Here is a 17040-nt window from a genome sequence, read left to right as displayed (position 1 = left end):
AAAAACTAACTAAAATAAGGTTGCACCATCGGATGAATGGTTGGGTAAATTAAGACTTGTTCCCAATTCCTTATTCAGCAATTCAATAAAATATTTAGACAATAGCGGAGATTCTTGTTCAATATTCTGATGTACAAAAAAATGAATATCCTCAATACCCTGTTCTTTCCAGAATTTTAATCGACTTACCCATTCGTCTAATCTCGTATAATCTGTTTGATGATTAGCACCTACATATCTTATAAAAGCTTCTTTATTAGTAAGTCTCATATGCAATAAATCTCTTCTACCTGCAGAATCCGTAATGATATTTGCTACATTATTATTTTCTAATAAATCATACAACTCATTAGCAATCATCTCGTCATTAAACCAATCTGTATGCCTAAATTCTATTGACAAACGTAATTCTTTAGGCCATTTCTCTACAAAATTCACAACTCTATCGAAATATTTAGGAGTAAAATTACTGTGCATTTGTAAAAAAATGGTCCCTAATTTTTCTTTTAAATGGATAGCACTCGACAGGTATTGATCTACATAAGGTTGTACATCTTCGTTCAATCTTTTAAGGTGGGATATATTCTGAACAAGTTTAGGAAAAAACTTAAACCCTTCTGGTGTTTTCTCATACCATTTCTTAAATTGATCTTCCGAAAAGATTCTATAAAAAGTAGCATTCAATTCTATAGAATTAAACTGTCGGGAATAATAATATAACTCATCCTTTGTGCCTCTTGGATAAAACCCCTTTAAATCCTGTTTATTCCATTTAGCACATCCTACATATACAGATAAATCCTTTTTACTTTCTTTTTGTAAAACCTTTAAAGTATCTCCATGATCTTTTGGTAATACAAAATTTATATTCTCGGGGTGCTCTACTTTGCCAAATTTCATAACTTTTATTTAAAAAGATTACCATAAATAGTGTAACAAAAATATGATTCGAATGACTAACTTTACAGTAACAACATTAAAAATTTAACAATGAATACTTTAAAATCGTTAATAGTAGGTTTAATTATAGCAATTCTGGCTCCGGCAAACGCCCAAACAGCAGATGAAATCGTAGCAAATTATCTAGAAAACACAGGAGGAAAAGAAAACTGGGAAAAACTAGAAGGGGTTGAAATGGTTGGAGTTATGAAAATGCAAGGAATGGAAATTCCTTTTGAACAAGTATCTACAAAAGATGGAAAACAATTAGTTACTATAGAACTGCAGGGAAACCGTATGACATGGTCTGCGTTTGATGGTGAGACCTCTTGGCAGAGAAATCAAATGACCATGGAAGCTGAGAAAAGTGATAGTGAAGCTACCGAAAACATGAAAAAGCAGACTAAAGATTTTCCTGATCCTTTTTTAAATTATAAAGAAAAAGGATACACTATCGAATTGGTAGGGAAAGAAACTGTTGATGGAACCGAAACTTTTAAGATCAAAATGACCAAAGATCCCATTATTGTAGATGGACAATCTATACCTAATATTGTTCACTATTATTTTGATACAGAAAATTTTGTACCTATCATTGTTGAGACACAAATGAACCAAGGTCCAATGAAAGGACAAACCGTAAAATCTTCTATTAGCGACTATCAAGAAGTAAATGGTGTTTATTTTCCTTTTACAATAGGAAGTGAGTTTCAAACTATGAATTTTAAAGAGATTAAACTTAATCCAGAAGTTGACAACGCTAAATTTGCTTTTCCAGAGAAAAAGTAATTTTCAATATACAAACCAGATCCCCAATTCGTTGGGGATTTTTTTTCACATAAATTACTAATCAATCGAAAGAATTATGAATAAAAAAATTATAATAGCGGGGCTTAGCATTATATTTTCTCTAACAATACAAGCTCAAGATATTGTACTAAAAGGTAAAGAACTTTTTGGAAAACTAGAAGCAAGGCATATAGGTCCAGCTTTAATGAGTGGTCGTATTATTGATTTAGAGAATCACCCTACAAATGATAGAATTATCTACGCTGGAACTGCTGGTGGTGGTGTCTGGAAATCTTCTAATGGAGGTGCAAGCTTCACTCCTATTTTTGATGATTATGCACAATCTATAGGTACTGTAGCCGTAGATCCAGGCGATCCGGACAATACTGTTTGGGTAGGAACCGGAGAAATATGGACCAGGAATAGTGTTTCTGTAGGAGATGGACTTTATAAATCTTCAGACGGTGGTGCTAATTGGAAAAAAATGGGCTTTGAAAAGTCGGAGAGAATTAGTGGTATCGAAATTAATCCGAAAAACTCTAACGAAATATATGTTGGAGTTATGGGCGCACTCTGGGGAGATAGTGACGAACGTGGTGTGTATAAATCAAATGATGGTGGAAAAACCTGGAATAAGATTTTATATGTAGACGAAAAAACAGGGGTTAGTGATTTAATCATGGATCCTTCTAATCCTAATATCCTCTATGCTGCTATGTGGGAGTTTAGAAGAACCGCTTGGGGCTTTAACTCAGGTGGACCTAATAGTGCTCTCTATAAATCAACAGACGCAGGAAAAACATGGAATAAAATCCATAACGGTTTCCCAAAAGGTGATTTAGGAAGATTTGGTATAGCAATCGCTCCTTCTAATCCTAAAATTGTATACGCTCTTGTAGAAAGTAAAGAAGATAAAGGTTTATACAGATCCGACGATGCAGGAGCAAGTTGGAAATTATTAAATGGAGATTTTGGGCTCGTGGTAAGACCTTTTTACTTTGCTAGAATCGTTGTAGATCCTAAAAATCCAGATATTATAGTAAAAGGAGGTTTATTTGGTTCCATATCAAGAGATGGTGGAAAGACTTTTAAAAATCTTGGTAACATGCATGCGGATATCCACGATATTACATTTGATATTAACAATTCAGATAGAATGTATGTAGGTACTGATGGTGGTGTTTATAGAAGTTGGGATGGTGGATCTACTATGGATATGGTAGACAACCTGCCATTATCACAATTCTATCAAATTAGCGTAGATAATGAAGAACCTTATAACATTTATGGTGGATTACAGGATAACGGTTCCTGGTATGGTCCATCTTCTTCTCCTGGAGGTATCGAGGCACGTGATTGGAAACGTATAGGTGTCGGAGATGGTTTTAGAGTGCTTAGACATCCAACTAAAAAAATTATTTACTCCGAAATGCAAGGTGCTCAAAATGTATGGAGATATGATATTGATAAAAACAATACTAAAAATGTAAAACCTTTACAAGTAAAAGGAAAAGCTGATCTCCGTTTTAATTGGAATGCCCCCATGGCAATAAGTTCACATCAGCCAGATAGATTTTATATGGGTAGTCAATTTCTTCATATAAGTGAAGATATGGGTGATAATTGGAAGATTATTTCTCCAGATCTTACTACTAATGATCCACTAAAACAAGATAAAGAATCTGGAGGTATTTCAACTGATAAATCAGGAGCAGAAACGCATACTACAATTTTCACAATTGCAGAATCACCTTTGGATGAAAAAGTAATCTGGGTAGGAACAGATGATGGGAACGTTCAAATAACACAAGACGGAGGAAAAACATGGTCCAATACAACACCGAATATACAAGGAGTTCCTAAAAATACATGGGTATATCATATAGAAGCAAGTAACCATTCTAAAGGAACAGCATATGCCGTTTTTGATGGTCATGCACAGAATGACATGAAACCTTATGTATACAAAACCACCGATTTTGGACAAACTTGGAAATCTCTTGTAACTGATGATATTATTGGATTTACTAGAAATATCCAAGAAGATTTTGAGAATGAAAACTTACTATATCTAGGTACAGAATTTGGATTATTTATAACCATAGATGGCGGAAAAAACTGGTCTCGTTTTACTAATAACATGCCTGCTACTGCTGTTCACTTCATTGATTTACAGAAAAAAACAAATGATCTTGTATTAGGTACCCATGGTAGAGGAATTATCATTATTGATGACATTTCTCCATTACGCCAAATCAATCAAGAAATGTTAAAAAAAGATGTTCATTTCTTTGCTTCTAAACCAGCGATAATAAAAGAAGAAGGTGGTTTTGGAGGAGGAAGTACTGAGCTACAATTTGTAGGAAATAATCCTTCCTCTTCTGGTCAAATTATTTATTATTTAAAAAAGAGACACACTTTTGGAAAAATGACTTTGTCTATTCAGGATAAAAATGGAAATGAAATTGCCTCTCTTGTACCTGGAAAATCTAAGGGAATTAACATTGCTACCTGGGATTTTAGAACAAAAGCCCCTAAAGTTGCGGCCGGTAAGTCGTATACAGCTGGTGGATTTACTTCACCAAGAGCTGCTGCCGGAACCTATAAAGTAGTTCTCAAAAAAGGAAAAAACTCTTATGAAAGTTCTATAACGCTTCAAAACGATCCAAATTCGATAGTGACTAATGCCGAAAGAGAATCTCAATTTAAAACTACTAAAGAACTTTATAATAATATGGAAGATTTAGCATATTTAGTCTACAAGATCGACCAAACAATTAATAAAGCAGAAAAAGTACAAAAAGAAGATTCAAAAGCAACAAAAGTTGCTTCTGCACTAATTACAGAAATGAATACACTAAAAGAATCATTGGTTGTAACTACTGGTGATAATTATGTAGCTGAAGCGGAACCACAATTAAGAGAGAAATTAGCTTTATTATATAGCGATGTGGCTAACTTATTCGAAAAACCATCTTTATCACAACTAGAGAATAAAGAAGTATTAGAAAATAGATTAAACGAAGCGAAAACAAAATATCAAAAAATAGAAGCAAAACAATTAGCTAAGTTTAAAAAGTATTTAGAAAAAAATAATGCAGGTACTTTCCTAATAAAATCAAAAGAGGAATACCTAAGTAAATAAACTATACTTAATTATTTTTTTATGACAAAAAGAGCTCTTTTTTTAAGGGCTCTTTTCTTTACTCTAGGATTGAACAATGTTTATCATCCTAGAAAAAGAGAAAAACAATTGACTAATTTCATAATAAAATCTTGTTCATAACTGGTTTAAAACTCTAAACATCATAGTCTATTTTGGACGAAACAATTCTGTATTTTTAGTAAACACTCTTTACTATGGAAAACAGGGAATCAAATTTACTGGCAATACGCCCACAAATTTTAAATGCAAGAGTTTCTGAAAACATGTCAGATGACGAGCAATTTCAGAACAAAACAATCAGACCCATAATCAAGTTACAGGGCGAATTATTAATCGAAGTATTCAGGAATTACATTAAGAAAAGAAAAAACACTTTCTACGAATTAACTTTAGAAAAACGTTTGCTTTATATCGATAACGCTATTCAAAAGGACATGAAATTAAGGAATAGTCTAAAAGGAATGATTATCGGTCAATTTACTGTAGATGAATACTTAATATACATAAAGAATTCTTCTGCCCTAAATAAAAGGATGATGAGTATTGTTAGAGAACGTCTTCATAGTAACGTTCAATTATTAGAACGAACTCTAACCTCTTATTAGGCTAATAATAATCTTGATAAAAAAAGTGCGGATCAAATTTTGATCCGCACTTTTTTTATCATTAAAGTCTAGTGTTGGATTAATTACCTCCCTCTAGAGCTTTTAATTTATTTTTCATGTCTTCTGCTTTTGGATCATCTAGTTGATAAAAGATCTGCATTAGGGTACGAACGGCATCGACATTATCTGGCTTAGATTGTATAGCACCTTCTAAATAAGGTACAGCTTCTCTATATAGATCTTGTTTTTGCTTTTTAAGAACATCAAACCTTTTATAATCCGCGTTAGATGTACCTAGGCTATTCATTTCCTCATTAAGAGCAGTCTCTCCACTCAAAATAATAGCTGCTATATTTATTTGTGCAGAAGAATAATCAGGTTTTATCTCCAAAGCTTTCTTATAGTACTCCAATGCCTTTTCATTATCTCCAAGACGTGATGCACTTACTCCTAAATTATATAATAAATTAGGGTTTTCAGGGTCATTAGCAACTATCTTCTCCATTAATTCCTGATATTTAGCTATGTTCCCTAATTTGTAAAACATATTAGCTTCTTCTTGCATCAAAGCAGGATCGTTCGGATTTTCCTTTTTAGCAGCTTCCATTGCCTTAATTGCTTCTTCATCTTTACCTTGATTGATATAGATAAGCGCCAAGTTTTTTGTAATCTCTGATCTTCTAGATTCTGTTTTGGATGCTTCTGGCTTGATATGCGTACCTGCTTTAACAGAGAAATCTCTTAATTGTTTAGAATCAAAATTATCTACTTCTCCTGTTTCCTTATTAGTAGCTGTAAAACGATCTTCAATTCCATTATATCCAAGATCAATTAGCTCATTATAATATTTTAAAGCAGCGTCATAATCTTTTCCATTTACGGCATTAGATGCAGCAAAATACAAATAAGAAGTATCCGTTTTTTTAGTTTTATATCCTAAATAAAGTTTATCTGCTGCTTCTTTATTTTTTCCAGCTTTCTGATCTGCAACCGCTTCTTCAATTAAAGCTTGACGAAGTGTCTGGATTCCTGTATCTGCTTGTGCAGAATATTTTTTACTACCAGACTCCTTCTCTATTTCTAAAACTTTAGTATAAGCTGATGCAGCATTTTCTATTTTTTCTAATGATTTATCTGAAGATGCAGATATAACCTGTCCTTTTAGAAAATAATACTGTGCTTTCATTTTATTGTCAGCAGTTTCTAACTGACCTTCTGCTGCTGCTAACGCATCACTAGCTACTTCTATGTTTCCAGATTTTAATGCCTTTTTAGCTGCACTAAGCGCTTTTTTCTGTGAAAAACCAATAGCACTTATAGTTAAAAAAAATGCTAAAATAAATTTAGTTCTCATTACTTGTCTTTTTTTATGGGATTCTTTGTTATTCATTTGTTTCATCAATAGTCGTGCCATCAGCAGCATCGCCTTCATTTTGCAAAGATATATTATTTTCTTCAATATTCTCATTTTCATCTTCAACATCATCGTCATCATGCATTACTTTAGCTACCGCCGCGATAGAATCTTTACCTTTTAAATTAATCAAACGAACTCCTTGTGTAGCACGTCCCATTACTCTTAAGTCTTCTACTGACAATCTAATAGCAATACCTGATTTATTAATAATCATAAGATCATCCTCATCAGTAACATTTTTGATAGCAACTAACTGTCCAGTTTTATCAGTAACTGATATAGTCTTCACTCCTTTTCCTCCTCTATTCGTAATCCTATAATCATCTAGCTTGGAGCGTTTTCCATAACCGTTTTCTGAAACTACCAGAATATTACTTTCCATATCATTTACGGCAACCATTCCGATTACTTCATCTTTATCATCAGCAAGTCTAATACCTCGCACACCTGATGCTCCACGTCCCATCGGTCTAGTCTTTTCCTCTTCAAAACGAATTGCTTTACCTGATTTAACAGCAAGCATTACCTGGCTTTTTCCATCAGTAAGCTTAGCTTCTAACAATTCATCATTATCCTTAATAGTAATAGCATTTATACCATTAGTTCTTGGTCTGGAATATTGCTCTAGAGAAGTCTTTTTAACCTGACCTTTTTTAGTTGCCATTATGACATAATGAGAATTAATGTATTCTTCATCTTTAAGATCTTGCGTACAGATAAATGCTTTTACCTTGTCATCACTTTCAATATTAATCAAGTTTTGTATCGCTCTACCTTTTGACGTCTTACTTCCTTCTGGAATTTCATAAACTCGCATCCAGAAACATTTCCCTTTTTGGGTAAAAAACAACATATATTGATGATTCGTACCAACAAATAGATGTTCTAAGAAATCTTCATTACGCGTAGTACTTCCTTTCTGGCCAACTCCTCCTCTATTCTGCTTTTTATATTCTGTAAGGGAAGTCCTTTTGATATAACCTGCATGAGAAATAGTAATTACTACTTTCTCATTTGGTATCATATCTTCAATACTTAAATCTCCACCTGCATATTCTATCTGAGAACGACGATCATCTCCGTATTTATCTTTTACTTCAATAAGCTCTTCCTTAATAATATCCATTCGACGTTCTTTTTTGTCAAGAATATCCTTAAGGTCTTCAATAGTTTTCATTAACTCATCATACTCAGCACGCAATTTATCCTGTTCCAGTCCTGTCAGTTGACGCAGACGCATTTCGACAATTGCTTTCGCTTGTATTTCTGTGAGTTTAAATCGATCAATAAGTTTTTGTCTTGCTTCATCAGCATTAGAAGACGCTCTAATCAATTTGATAACTTCGTCTATATTATCAGAAGCAATGATCAGACCTTCTAATATATGTGCTCTTTCTTCTGCTTTTCTTAACTCATATCTTGTTCTTCGCACAACAACTTCGTGTCTATGCTCGACAAAATGATGAATCATTTCTTTTACATTCAGTAACTGTGGTCTTCCATTTACCAATGCTATATTATTAACACTGAATGAAGACTGTAAAGCAGTATACTTGTATAAAAGATTAAGTACTATATTAGGTATTGCATCTCTTTTTAAGATATAAACGATACGCATTCCTTTTCTATCAGATTCATCTCTAATAGTAGAAATACCATCAATTTTCTTATCATTTACAAGATCGGCAGTTTTCTTAATCATATCTGCCTTGTTCACTTGATAAGGTATTTCAGACACGATAATACATTCTCTACCATTTACCTCTTCAAAACTAGCTTTAGCACGCATTACTATCCTACCTCTACCAGTTTTAAATGCTTCTCTTACGCCATCATAACCATATATAATACCTCCAGTAGGAAAATCTGGTGCTTTAATGTGTTGAATAAGCTCATCTATTTCGATATCATTATTCTCAATATAAGCAATAGTTCCATCTACAACTTCGCTTAAATTATGAGGAGGCATATTCGTAGCCATACCAACAGCGATACCTGAAGCACCGTTAATCAGTAATCCTGGTACCCTACTTGGTAAAACCGTAGGTTCCTTTAATGTATCATCAAAATTAAATGTATGATCAACTGTATCTTTATCAATATCTGCGAGCATATCTTCGGATATTTTTCGCATTCTTGCCTCTGTATAACGCATTGCTGCCGGACTATCTCCATCTACAGATCCAAAGTTTCCTTGACCATCTACCAACATGTATCGCAAACTCCATTCTTGAGCCATACGAACCATTGTGTCATAGACTGATGTATCACCGTGAGGGTGATATTTACCAAGAACCTCACCAACTATTCTTGCTGATTTCTTATGAGCACTACCGGCTTTAACACCTAACTCATACATACCATATAAAACTCTTCTGTGTACTGGTTTAAGACCATCTCTAACATCCGGAAGTGCTCGTGATACAATCACTGACATCGAATAATCGATGTATGCAGACTTCATCTCATCCTCTATATTGATAGGTATTAGCTTTTCTCCTTCTGCCATAAAAATTATTTTATTCTAAAATTGATTTTATTTAACGGGCTAATTTAAGTAAATTAAGACGGTTTTAACTGTCTATACCTTCTATAATATACGTAATTTATTAACAACTTAAACGACCTATATAGTTAATAAGTCTACAAATATAGATTTTGATTATTAATGCTTTTTTTGTCTATTTACTCAGAAAACTTAATAATACTATTAAATTTGATTTTTTAATAATTAAAAAACATTGTGTAGACATACAGAAATATGACATAAAAGGTATTTATGTCAGCTTATCTGTTAATGATGGTTAAAAGGAATAGTTTTTGCCAATGTAATTTTAAAAATTACTATATTTAATAGTAAAAAACACAGAAAAAGAAAGAAACTAATTATATGGATGACAATTTTTCACCAAGAGTCAAAGATGTGATTGCATACAGTAAAGAGGAGGCGCTAAGATTAGGGCACGATTTTATTGGAACAGAACATCTAATGTTAGGACTGTTACGTGATGGAAGTGGGAAAGCAATTAGTATATTGGATGCGTTAGATATAGATTTAACAAATTTAAGACGAAAAGTTGAAATTCTAAGCCCCGCAAACCCCAACGTAGCTGTAGCTACAAATGAAAAAAAGAATTTACATTTAACCAGACAAGCAGAAAGAGCGCTAAAAACTACTTTTTTAGAAGCAAAACTATTTCAGAGCTCTTCCATAAACACTGCACATCTGTTATTATGCATATTAAGAAATGAAAACGACCCCACTACCAAGCTTTTAAACAAGCTTAAAGTGGATTATGATAATGTTAAAGATCAATTTAAATTTATGATTGCTAACGAAGAAGAATATATAGAAAACCCTAAGGCAGAGTCATTTTCTGAGGATGATGATATGACCGGGGATGCATCAAAAGAAAATCCTTTTAACTCTCCAGCTGGCGGAAATAAGGCAAGTAAAAAATCTAAAACTCCGGTATTAGACAATTTTGGTAGAGATTTAACCGCTATGGCGGAAGAAGGAAAACTAGATCCTGTAGTAGGTAGAACAAAAGAAATAGAAAGAGTTTCTCAAATTCTAAGCAGGAGAAAGAAAAACAATCCACTATTGATTGGTGAACCAGGTGTTGGAAAATCTGCGATTGCAGAGGGATTAGCTCTTAGAATTATTAAACGAAAAGTATCTCGAATACTGTTTGATAAACGTGTAGTAACACTTGATTTAGCTAGTCTTGTGGCCGGAACAAAGTATAGAGGTCAGTTCGAAGAGCGAATGAAAGCGGTAATGAACGAACTAGAGAAAAATGATGATATCATTCTTTTTATAGACGAAATTCACACAATTGTAGGTGCTGGTGGCGCTACAGGAAGTCTCGATGCTTCTAACATGTTTAAACCTGCTTTAGCTAGAGGTGAAATACAATGCATTGGAGCTACTACTTTAGATGAATATCGACAATATATCGAAAAAGATGGTGCATTAGAAAGACGTTTCCAAAAAGTTATAGTAGAGCCTACAAATATTGAAGAAACTATAGAAATTCTTGAAAATATTAAGGAAAAGTACGAAGAACATCATAATGTAAGTTATACCGATGAGGCTATTCAGGCTTGTGTTAAGCTTACTAACAGATACATGACAGATCGTTTTCTGCCAGACAAGGCTATAGATGCCTTAGATGAGGCTGGATCAAGAGTGCACATCACAAATATAGATGTTCCTAAAAAAATTCTAGATTTAGAGAAAAAACTAGAAGAAGTTAGAGAACTTAAAAATAGTGTTGTTAAAAAACAAAAGTATGAAGAAGCTGCTAAACTTAGAGATGATGAAAAGAATCTCGAAAAGGAATTAGCGCAAGCACAAGAGCAATGGGAGAAAGATTCTAAGCTTCATAAAGAAATTGTTGATGAAGAAAGTGTAGCTGATGTAGTGTCGATGATGACTGGTATTCCGGTTAATCGTATCGCACAAACCGAAAGTAATAAACTTGCCGAATTACCAAAACTTATAAAAGGAAAAGTTATTGGTCAAGATGATGCTGTTTCTAAAGTTGTTAAGGCAATTCAACGTAATCGTGCAGGTCTAAAAGACCCTAACAAACCTATTGGATCTTTTATATTCCTAGGGCAAACAGGTGTTGGTAAAACACAACTAGCCAAGGTACTTGCAAAAGAACTTTTTGATAGTGAAGACACACTTATTCGTATTGATATGAGTGAGTATATGGAAAAATTTGCTGTTTCCAGACTTATTGGAGCACCTCCAGGATATGTAGGTTATGAAGAAGGTGGTCAACTTACCGAAAAAGTAAGAAGAAAACCATACGCTGTAATTTTATTGGATGAAATCGAAAAAGCACATCCTGATGTATTTAATATGATGTTACAAGTATTAGATGATGGATATTTAACAGACAGCCTTGGTCGAAAAATTGATTTCAGAAATGCGATCATTATTATGACATCAAACATCGGAGCTCGTAAACTTAAGGATTTTGGACAAGGTGTTGGCTTTGGAACTAGTGCGAAAAAGACGCAATCAGATAGTTATGCAAAAGGTGTCATTGAGAATGCACTGAAGAAAGCATTTGCTCCGGAGTTTTTAAATCGTGTTGATGATGTAATTGTCTTTAATGCACTAGAGCGTGAGGATATTCATAAAATAATCGATATCGAACTAGAAAAACTATACGGAAGAATTAAAGACCTTGGATATGATTTAAGCCTAAGTGAAAAAGCAAAGGACTATATCACTGAAAAAGGTTTTGACAAACAGTATGGAGCAAGACCACTAAAAAGAGCAATCCAAAAGTACATCGAAGATGCGCTGGCGGAAGAAATTATTAGCGCTCAATTACAAGAAGGTGACAGTATTTTTATGGATCTGGATGATGATTCTAATGAATTGACAATTAAGATTAAGAAAGCCGAAAAACCAACGGAATCTTAATATAATACATAAGCAAATTAAATAACAAAGCTCTCTTTTTTACAAAGAGAGCTTTGTGTTTAAAATAGGCTTCGCCAAGCTACTCTAATTAAACTAAACACTTCTTAAAGTTTTATAGAAAAGAAATAAATCATTGTACGAAATATATAATTTAATATATTAAAAGTATATATTTATGACTCTTAAAGAGTTTCTAATGATAACTTCTTATCAAACAGATTTTGGCCTTGCGGAAATATATGAAGATTACATCAGAGTAATAATAAATGAAGGAGTCACCGTAACACCAGACGACAATAATACTCTATTAGAAATGGTAGAAAATCATTTCAAAAACAAACCCTTTGTATATATATCACACAGAATAAATTCGTATGCTGTAAACCCTACAGTGTATTTAGAAACTGTGAAAATTAAAAATCTAGTTGGTCTTGCAGTGGTTTCAGATGATCCTCGTCAAAAAAAACAAACCATAGTAGAAAAAACTTTTTTCAATAAAGAACTCCGACAATTTGATGACTTAGAATCAGCTTTATTGTGGAAAAAACAATTGCTTAAACAACAAGATTAAATCATAAAGTATCAAACCTCTTCACTAAACAAAAAACAAACAACCCCTTAAAAGACTTTAGGGAAAAATCCCAAATAAGATCAGAAACTTCTATATTTTATATTACTAAAAGTATATATTTGTGGCTCTTAAAACAATACCCCAAATGATTATATCATACCAATTAGATTTTGGCTTCATTGAGATCTATGAAGATTATATAAAAGTTACTATGAACGAAGGTATTACTGTTTCTCCGGAGCACAATGATGTTTTATTAGAAATGGTTCATAAACACTATAACAATAAACCCTTCTTATACATTACTCATCGTATTAACTCATACGCTGTTAACCCAACTATTTACCTGGAGACTGCAAAAATCCAAAACTTAGCTGGATTCGCAGTGGTATCAAATGATCCTAGGCAAAAAATACAAACTAAATTAGAAAAAGCATTTTTTAATAAAGAATTTAGACAATTTGACACTATGGAATCCGCTTTAGAATGGAAAGATCAAATCCTAAAACATGCTGTGGATTAACCTCCTGATATTTCCCCTAAAACCTCACTTTTACGCTCTCTTAATTTTTATAAGTAATAGTTTTATTGTAACTTATTAAAAAATTAACCATACTTGAATAATAGTTTTGTAATTACAAATGACAGAATACTATGATTTAGGTTTCGCTAAGGTAGAGATCCAAGAAGATTTTTTAAAAAATACTATTGCCGAAGGTTTTTTAGTTACACCAGAGCATAACAAATTACTACTAGAGTTTGTCAAGAAGTATTTTAACAACAAACCTTTCGTATATATATCCAACAGAGTCAATTCGTATTCAGTTGATCCAACAATATATCATGAGACCACAAAAATCGACAATCTCATTGGCTTAGCGGTTGTTTCAAAAAATCATAGACAACAAAGACTTACAGAATTAGAAAGTAAATTTTTTCAAAAAAGAATAAAATATTTCACAAACATGAACAAAGCATTGGAATGGAAAAATGAGCTATTAGAGAAAAATATAGGATTTTAATATTAAGTTTTTTTTTATTTCTATATCCTAAAAACTATCTTACGCGCTTAACTTTTTTTCAATCTACTATCTAAAAATCCCCCAATGATTAGATCTTATAATTTAGACTTTTGCAAATTAGACGTATATCAGAACTATATGATAGCCGTTATGAAAGAAGGTATTGTTGTTTCAGAAAAAAACAACTCCATTCTAATTAAAATTGCAGAAAAACATTTTAAAAAAGCACCTTTCGTATATATTACACATAGAATTCATTCGTATGCAGTAGATCCAATCATATATATAAAAACAGCAAAGGTGCCAAATCTTTTGGGGTTTGCAGTGGTATCTAATGATCCTAAACAAAAAGTTCAAACTACTTATGAAAAATCATTTTTTAAAAAAGAGTTTCGTCAATTTGATGATGTGGAATCTGCATTGACTTGGAAAGATGATCTTATTAATAAATATAAGGAACTGACCATCTCATCAGATAAACAAAAAAAGAGAATCAATTGATTCTCTTTTTTTGTTACAAAATAGCTATGTAATAATATTTACTTAGCAATATTAACCGCTCTTGTCTCTCTAATAACAGTAATTTTAACTTGACCAGGATACGTCATATCTGTTTGTATTTTCTGAGAAATTTCAAATGACAAACTAGCAGCTCTTTCATCATTAACTTTTTCACTTTCTACTATAACACGTAATTCTCTACCTGCCTGAATAGCATATGCTTTCTTTACTCCATTAAACCCGAATGCAATATCCTCTAGGTCCTTTAATCTTTGTATATAAGAATCTAATACTTGACGACGAGCTCCAGGTCTAGCTCCACTTATCGCATCACAAACTTGAACAATAGGAGAAATAAGTGCTGTCATTTCTATTTCATCGTGGTGAGCACCAATTGCATTACAAACATCTGGTTTTTCACCATATTTTTCAGCCCATTGCATTCCTAGAATAGCATGTGGAACTTCAGTCTCCGTGTCAGGAACTTTACCTATATCGTGTAACAAACCTGCTCTTTTGGCTAGTTTTGGGTTAAGTCCAAGTTCTGAAGCCATCACCCCACAAAGCTTTGCTACTTCTCTAGAATGCTGTAATAAGTTTTGTCCGTAGGAAGAACGATATTTCATTCTACCCACAGTTTTAATTAACTCGGGATGTAATCCGTGAATTCCAAGATCAATAACGGTTCTTTTACCAACTTCTATAATCTCTTCGTCAATTTGTTTTCTTGTTTTTTTAACTATTTCTTCAATACGCGCTGGATGTATTCTTCCATCGGTTACTAATTTATGTAAAGAAAGGCGAGCAACTTCTCGTCTTACAGAATCAAAACACGATAATATAATTGCTTCAGGAGTATCATCAACAATAATTTCTACTCCAGTAGCAGCTTCTATAGCTCTAATATTTCTACCTTCACGACCAATAATACGTCCTTTTACATCGTCACTTTCGATATTAAATACGGATACACAATTCTCTACCGCTTCTTCCGTACCTATTCGTTGTATCGTATTAATAATTACTTTTTTAGCTTCTTGTTGAGCAGTCAGTTTTGCTTCTTCTATAGTATCCTGTATCAGTGCCATAGAATCGGTCTTAGCTTGCTCCTTTAAAGATTCCACAAGCTGCTCTTTTGCTTCCTCTGCAGACAACCCAGATATCACTTCTAGTTGCTGAACTTGGCTTTTATGAAGTTTTTTTAGTTCGCTTTGCTTTTTCTCAAGATACTCATTTCGATGATTGTAATCCTTGATTTTTTGTTCCAGTTCCGTATTCAGTTTCTTCCCTTTAGAAAGCTCGTTAGAGATTTGAGATTCTTTGTCTCTAGTTCTCTTTTCTGCTTCAGCCATTTTTTTATCACGAGATAAAATCACTTTTTCATGTTCTGATTTCAACTCTATAAATTTTTCTTTAGCCTGAAGTATTTTATCCTTCTTAATCGTCTCTCCTTCACTTTTAGCTTCTCTAATAATACTTTGAGATGTTTTTTTGGCGCTTTTGACAATTTCTGAAGCTCTACTGCGCTCTAACACTTTAGCAATAATAAAACCTATCACTAAACCCGCCACTGCCGCAATAATCAAAAATATAATGTTATCCATAATCCTAGTTAGTGTTTATATATAAAAAAAGCCTGCACTAGCATGGGTTTTGTATAAACTCTGTAAAAACAGGTTTAGGGCTAACAAATTGCTCAAGGATCCGCAGAACTGATATATATCAGTACGGCATGCTTTTACAACTTAAACTCACCCTTTTTAAAATAATTCTTGTTGAGTTTATCAAAAAATAATAACTAGTGCAGGCAGTAACCTTATTTATTTTAATGAACGTCTACGATAGATGATCTTGCAACAAAGTATTCAGAGCACTTAATCGCCCTGTTACATTTATCTCATCACTATCTTTATCTATAACCTTTTGTTCTACTTGTGCAGCAAATTGTAAAGCACACATTGCTAATACATCTTGCTTATCTCTCACTGCATAACTTTGCTCAAATTGCTTAATCATGGCTTCAATCTTTTTAGCTGCTTTTCTTAATCCTTCTTCTTGATCAGGATTAATAGTTAATGGATACACTCTATCCGCAACTGATAATTTGATTTTTAGTTTATCCGCCATATTTTATATTACTCTGACAGCTGCGCTATACACACATCTATCTCCCTTATTAAGGCATTTATTTTGAGCTTGGTTTCCCTTTTGTATTCGTCACTGCCTAGCATTGCATTTGCATTTTTGAGTGCACTGAATTTTTCTTCCCATTGTTTTAATTGATCAATCTGAAGTTCTGAATTAGACTTCAAATCTTTTATTTTATCTCTAAGATCAGCATTTTGTTGTTTAAGCAACTCATGCTTATGAATCAACTTACTTATCCTATTCTCAAGAGAATCAACAATTTCAATTAAATCACTCATTATAATTTCACGCAATACTTCGTTACACAAAGTTAACATACCAATTGAAAAAACCCAATAGTTTTTGAACTAATTTTACAGCCCCAATATCTCATCAATCAAGTGGTTAGTTTATAGCCTTTTAGTTTTTAATTAAACATCACTTTAATTTTAATTCC

General features: G+C 32.9%; 14 protein-coding genes and 1 other RNA gene. 8 read left to right on the top strand and 7 right to left on the bottom strand.

Going from position 1 to position 17040, the window contains the following annotated elements; translation table 11 throughout:
* Positions 1-9: 9 nt before the first annotated feature.
* Entirely contained in the window at positions 10-900 is an 891-nt protein-coding gene (locus Q0829_RS00190) for a DUF72 domain-containing protein (RefSeq protein WP_298538577.1), read from the bottom strand.
* A gap of 90 nt (positions 901-990) precedes the next feature.
* On the opposite strand from Q0829_RS00190, the gene Q0829_RS00185 reads away from it, so the two are divergent.
* The 3 genes from Q0829_RS00185 to Q0829_RS00175 all read left to right on the top strand — a co-directional run bounded on the left by Q0829_RS00185 (position 991) and on the right by Q0829_RS00175 (position 5499).
* Positions 991-1728 carry an outer membrane lipoprotein-sorting protein gene (locus Q0829_RS00185; protein WP_298538575.1) on the top strand — a complete coding sequence of 246 codons (738 nt, stop codon included), beginning with the start codon at positions 991-993 and terminating at the stop codon, positions 1726-1728.
* Between the two features lie 76 nt (positions 1729-1804).
* A complete protein-coding gene (locus tag Q0829_RS00180) occupies positions 1805-4873 on the top strand; it encodes a hypothetical protein (RefSeq protein WP_298538573.1) in 3069 nt (1022 codons plus the stop codon).
* A 215-nt stretch (positions 4874-5088) separates the two neighbouring features.
* Positions 5089-5499 (top strand): glyoxalase, encoded by a 411-nt coding sequence (locus Q0829_RS00175; RefSeq protein WP_298538571.1) that lies wholly within the window; start codon positions 5089-5091, stop codon positions 5497-5499.
* Between the two features lie 79 nt (positions 5500-5578).
* Here Q0829_RS00175 and Q0829_RS00170 read toward each other — a convergent pair whose 3' ends face one another.
* Both Q0829_RS00170 and gyrA read right to left on the bottom strand, forming a co-directional pair.
* Positions 5579-6853 (bottom strand): tetratricopeptide repeat protein, encoded by a 1275-nt coding sequence (locus Q0829_RS00170; RefSeq protein ID WP_298538569.1) that lies wholly within the window; start codon positions 6851-6853, stop codon positions 5579-5581.
* Between the two features lie 28 nt (positions 6854-6881).
* On the bottom strand, positions 6882-9425 hold the full coding sequence (gene gyrA, locus Q0829_RS00165) for a DNA gyrase subunit A (protein WP_298538567.1): 2544 nt from the start codon (positions 9423-9425) through the stop codon (positions 6882-6884).
* Positions 9426-9806: 381 nt separating this feature from the next.
* Between gyrA and Q0829_RS00160 the strand changes: the two genes are divergently transcribed.
* The 5 genes from Q0829_RS00160 to Q0829_RS00140 all read left to right on the top strand — a co-directional run bounded on the left by Q0829_RS00160 (position 9807) and on the right by Q0829_RS00140 (position 14456).
* The gene (locus tag Q0829_RS00160) at positions 9807-12362 is read left to right on the top strand and encodes an ATP-dependent Clp protease ATP-binding subunit (protein WP_298538565.1); all 2556 of its coding nucleotides are present in this window, start codon (positions 9807-9809) and stop codon (positions 12360-12362) included.
* Positions 12363-12537: 175 nt separating this feature from the next.
* The gene (locus Q0829_RS00155; protein WP_298538563.1) at positions 12538-12933 is read left to right on the top strand and encodes a hypothetical protein; all 396 of its coding nucleotides are present in this window, start codon (positions 12538-12540) and stop codon (positions 12931-12933) included.
* Between the two features lie 145 nt (positions 12934-13078).
* Entirely contained in the window at positions 13079-13456 is a 378-nt protein-coding gene (locus tag Q0829_RS00150; protein WP_298538561.1) for a hypothetical protein, read from the top strand.
* A 118-nt stretch (positions 13457-13574) separates the two neighbouring features.
* Positions 13575-13955 (top strand): hypothetical protein, encoded by a 381-nt coding sequence (locus Q0829_RS00145; protein ID WP_298538559.1) that lies wholly within the window; start codon positions 13575-13577, stop codon positions 13953-13955.
* 84 nt (positions 13956-14039) lie between these two features.
* Positions 14040-14456: a hypothetical protein gene (locus Q0829_RS00140; RefSeq protein ID WP_298538557.1), complete on the top strand. Its 417-nt coding sequence runs from the start codon at positions 14040-14042 to the stop codon at positions 14454-14456.
* 38 nt (positions 14457-14494) lie between these two features.
* Here Q0829_RS00140 and rny read toward each other — a convergent pair whose 3' ends face one another.
* The 4 genes from rny to Q0829_RS00120 form a co-directional block, all read right to left on the bottom strand.
* Positions 14495-16060 carry a ribonuclease Y gene (rny, locus tag Q0829_RS00135; protein ID WP_298538555.1) on the bottom strand — a complete coding sequence of 522 codons (1566 nt, stop codon included), beginning with the start codon at positions 16058-16060 and terminating at the stop codon, positions 14495-14497.
* A gap of 55 nt (positions 16061-16115) precedes the next feature.
* Positions 16116-16237: non-coding RNA, 6S RNA (gene ssrS / locus Q0829_RS00130), on the bottom strand.
* Between the two features lie 55 nt (positions 16238-16292).
* Positions 16293-16583: a cell division protein ZapA gene (locus tag Q0829_RS00125; protein WP_118462813.1), complete on the bottom strand. Its 291-nt coding sequence runs from the start codon at positions 16581-16583 to the stop codon at positions 16293-16295.
* A gap of 8 nt (positions 16584-16591) precedes the next feature.
* Entirely contained in the window at positions 16592-16882 is a 291-nt protein-coding gene (locus Q0829_RS00120; RefSeq protein ID WP_298538553.1) for a hypothetical protein, read from the bottom strand.
* Positions 16883-17040: the final 158 nt, after the last annotated feature.

It is taken from the genome of uncultured Aquimarina sp. (assembly GCF_947492405.1).
Lineage (GTDB): Bacteria > Bacteroidota > Bacteroidia > Flavobacteriales > Flavobacteriaceae > Aquimarina.
Note: the sequence above shows the minus strand (reverse complement) of the source record. Positions and strands in the feature narration are given on the sequence as shown.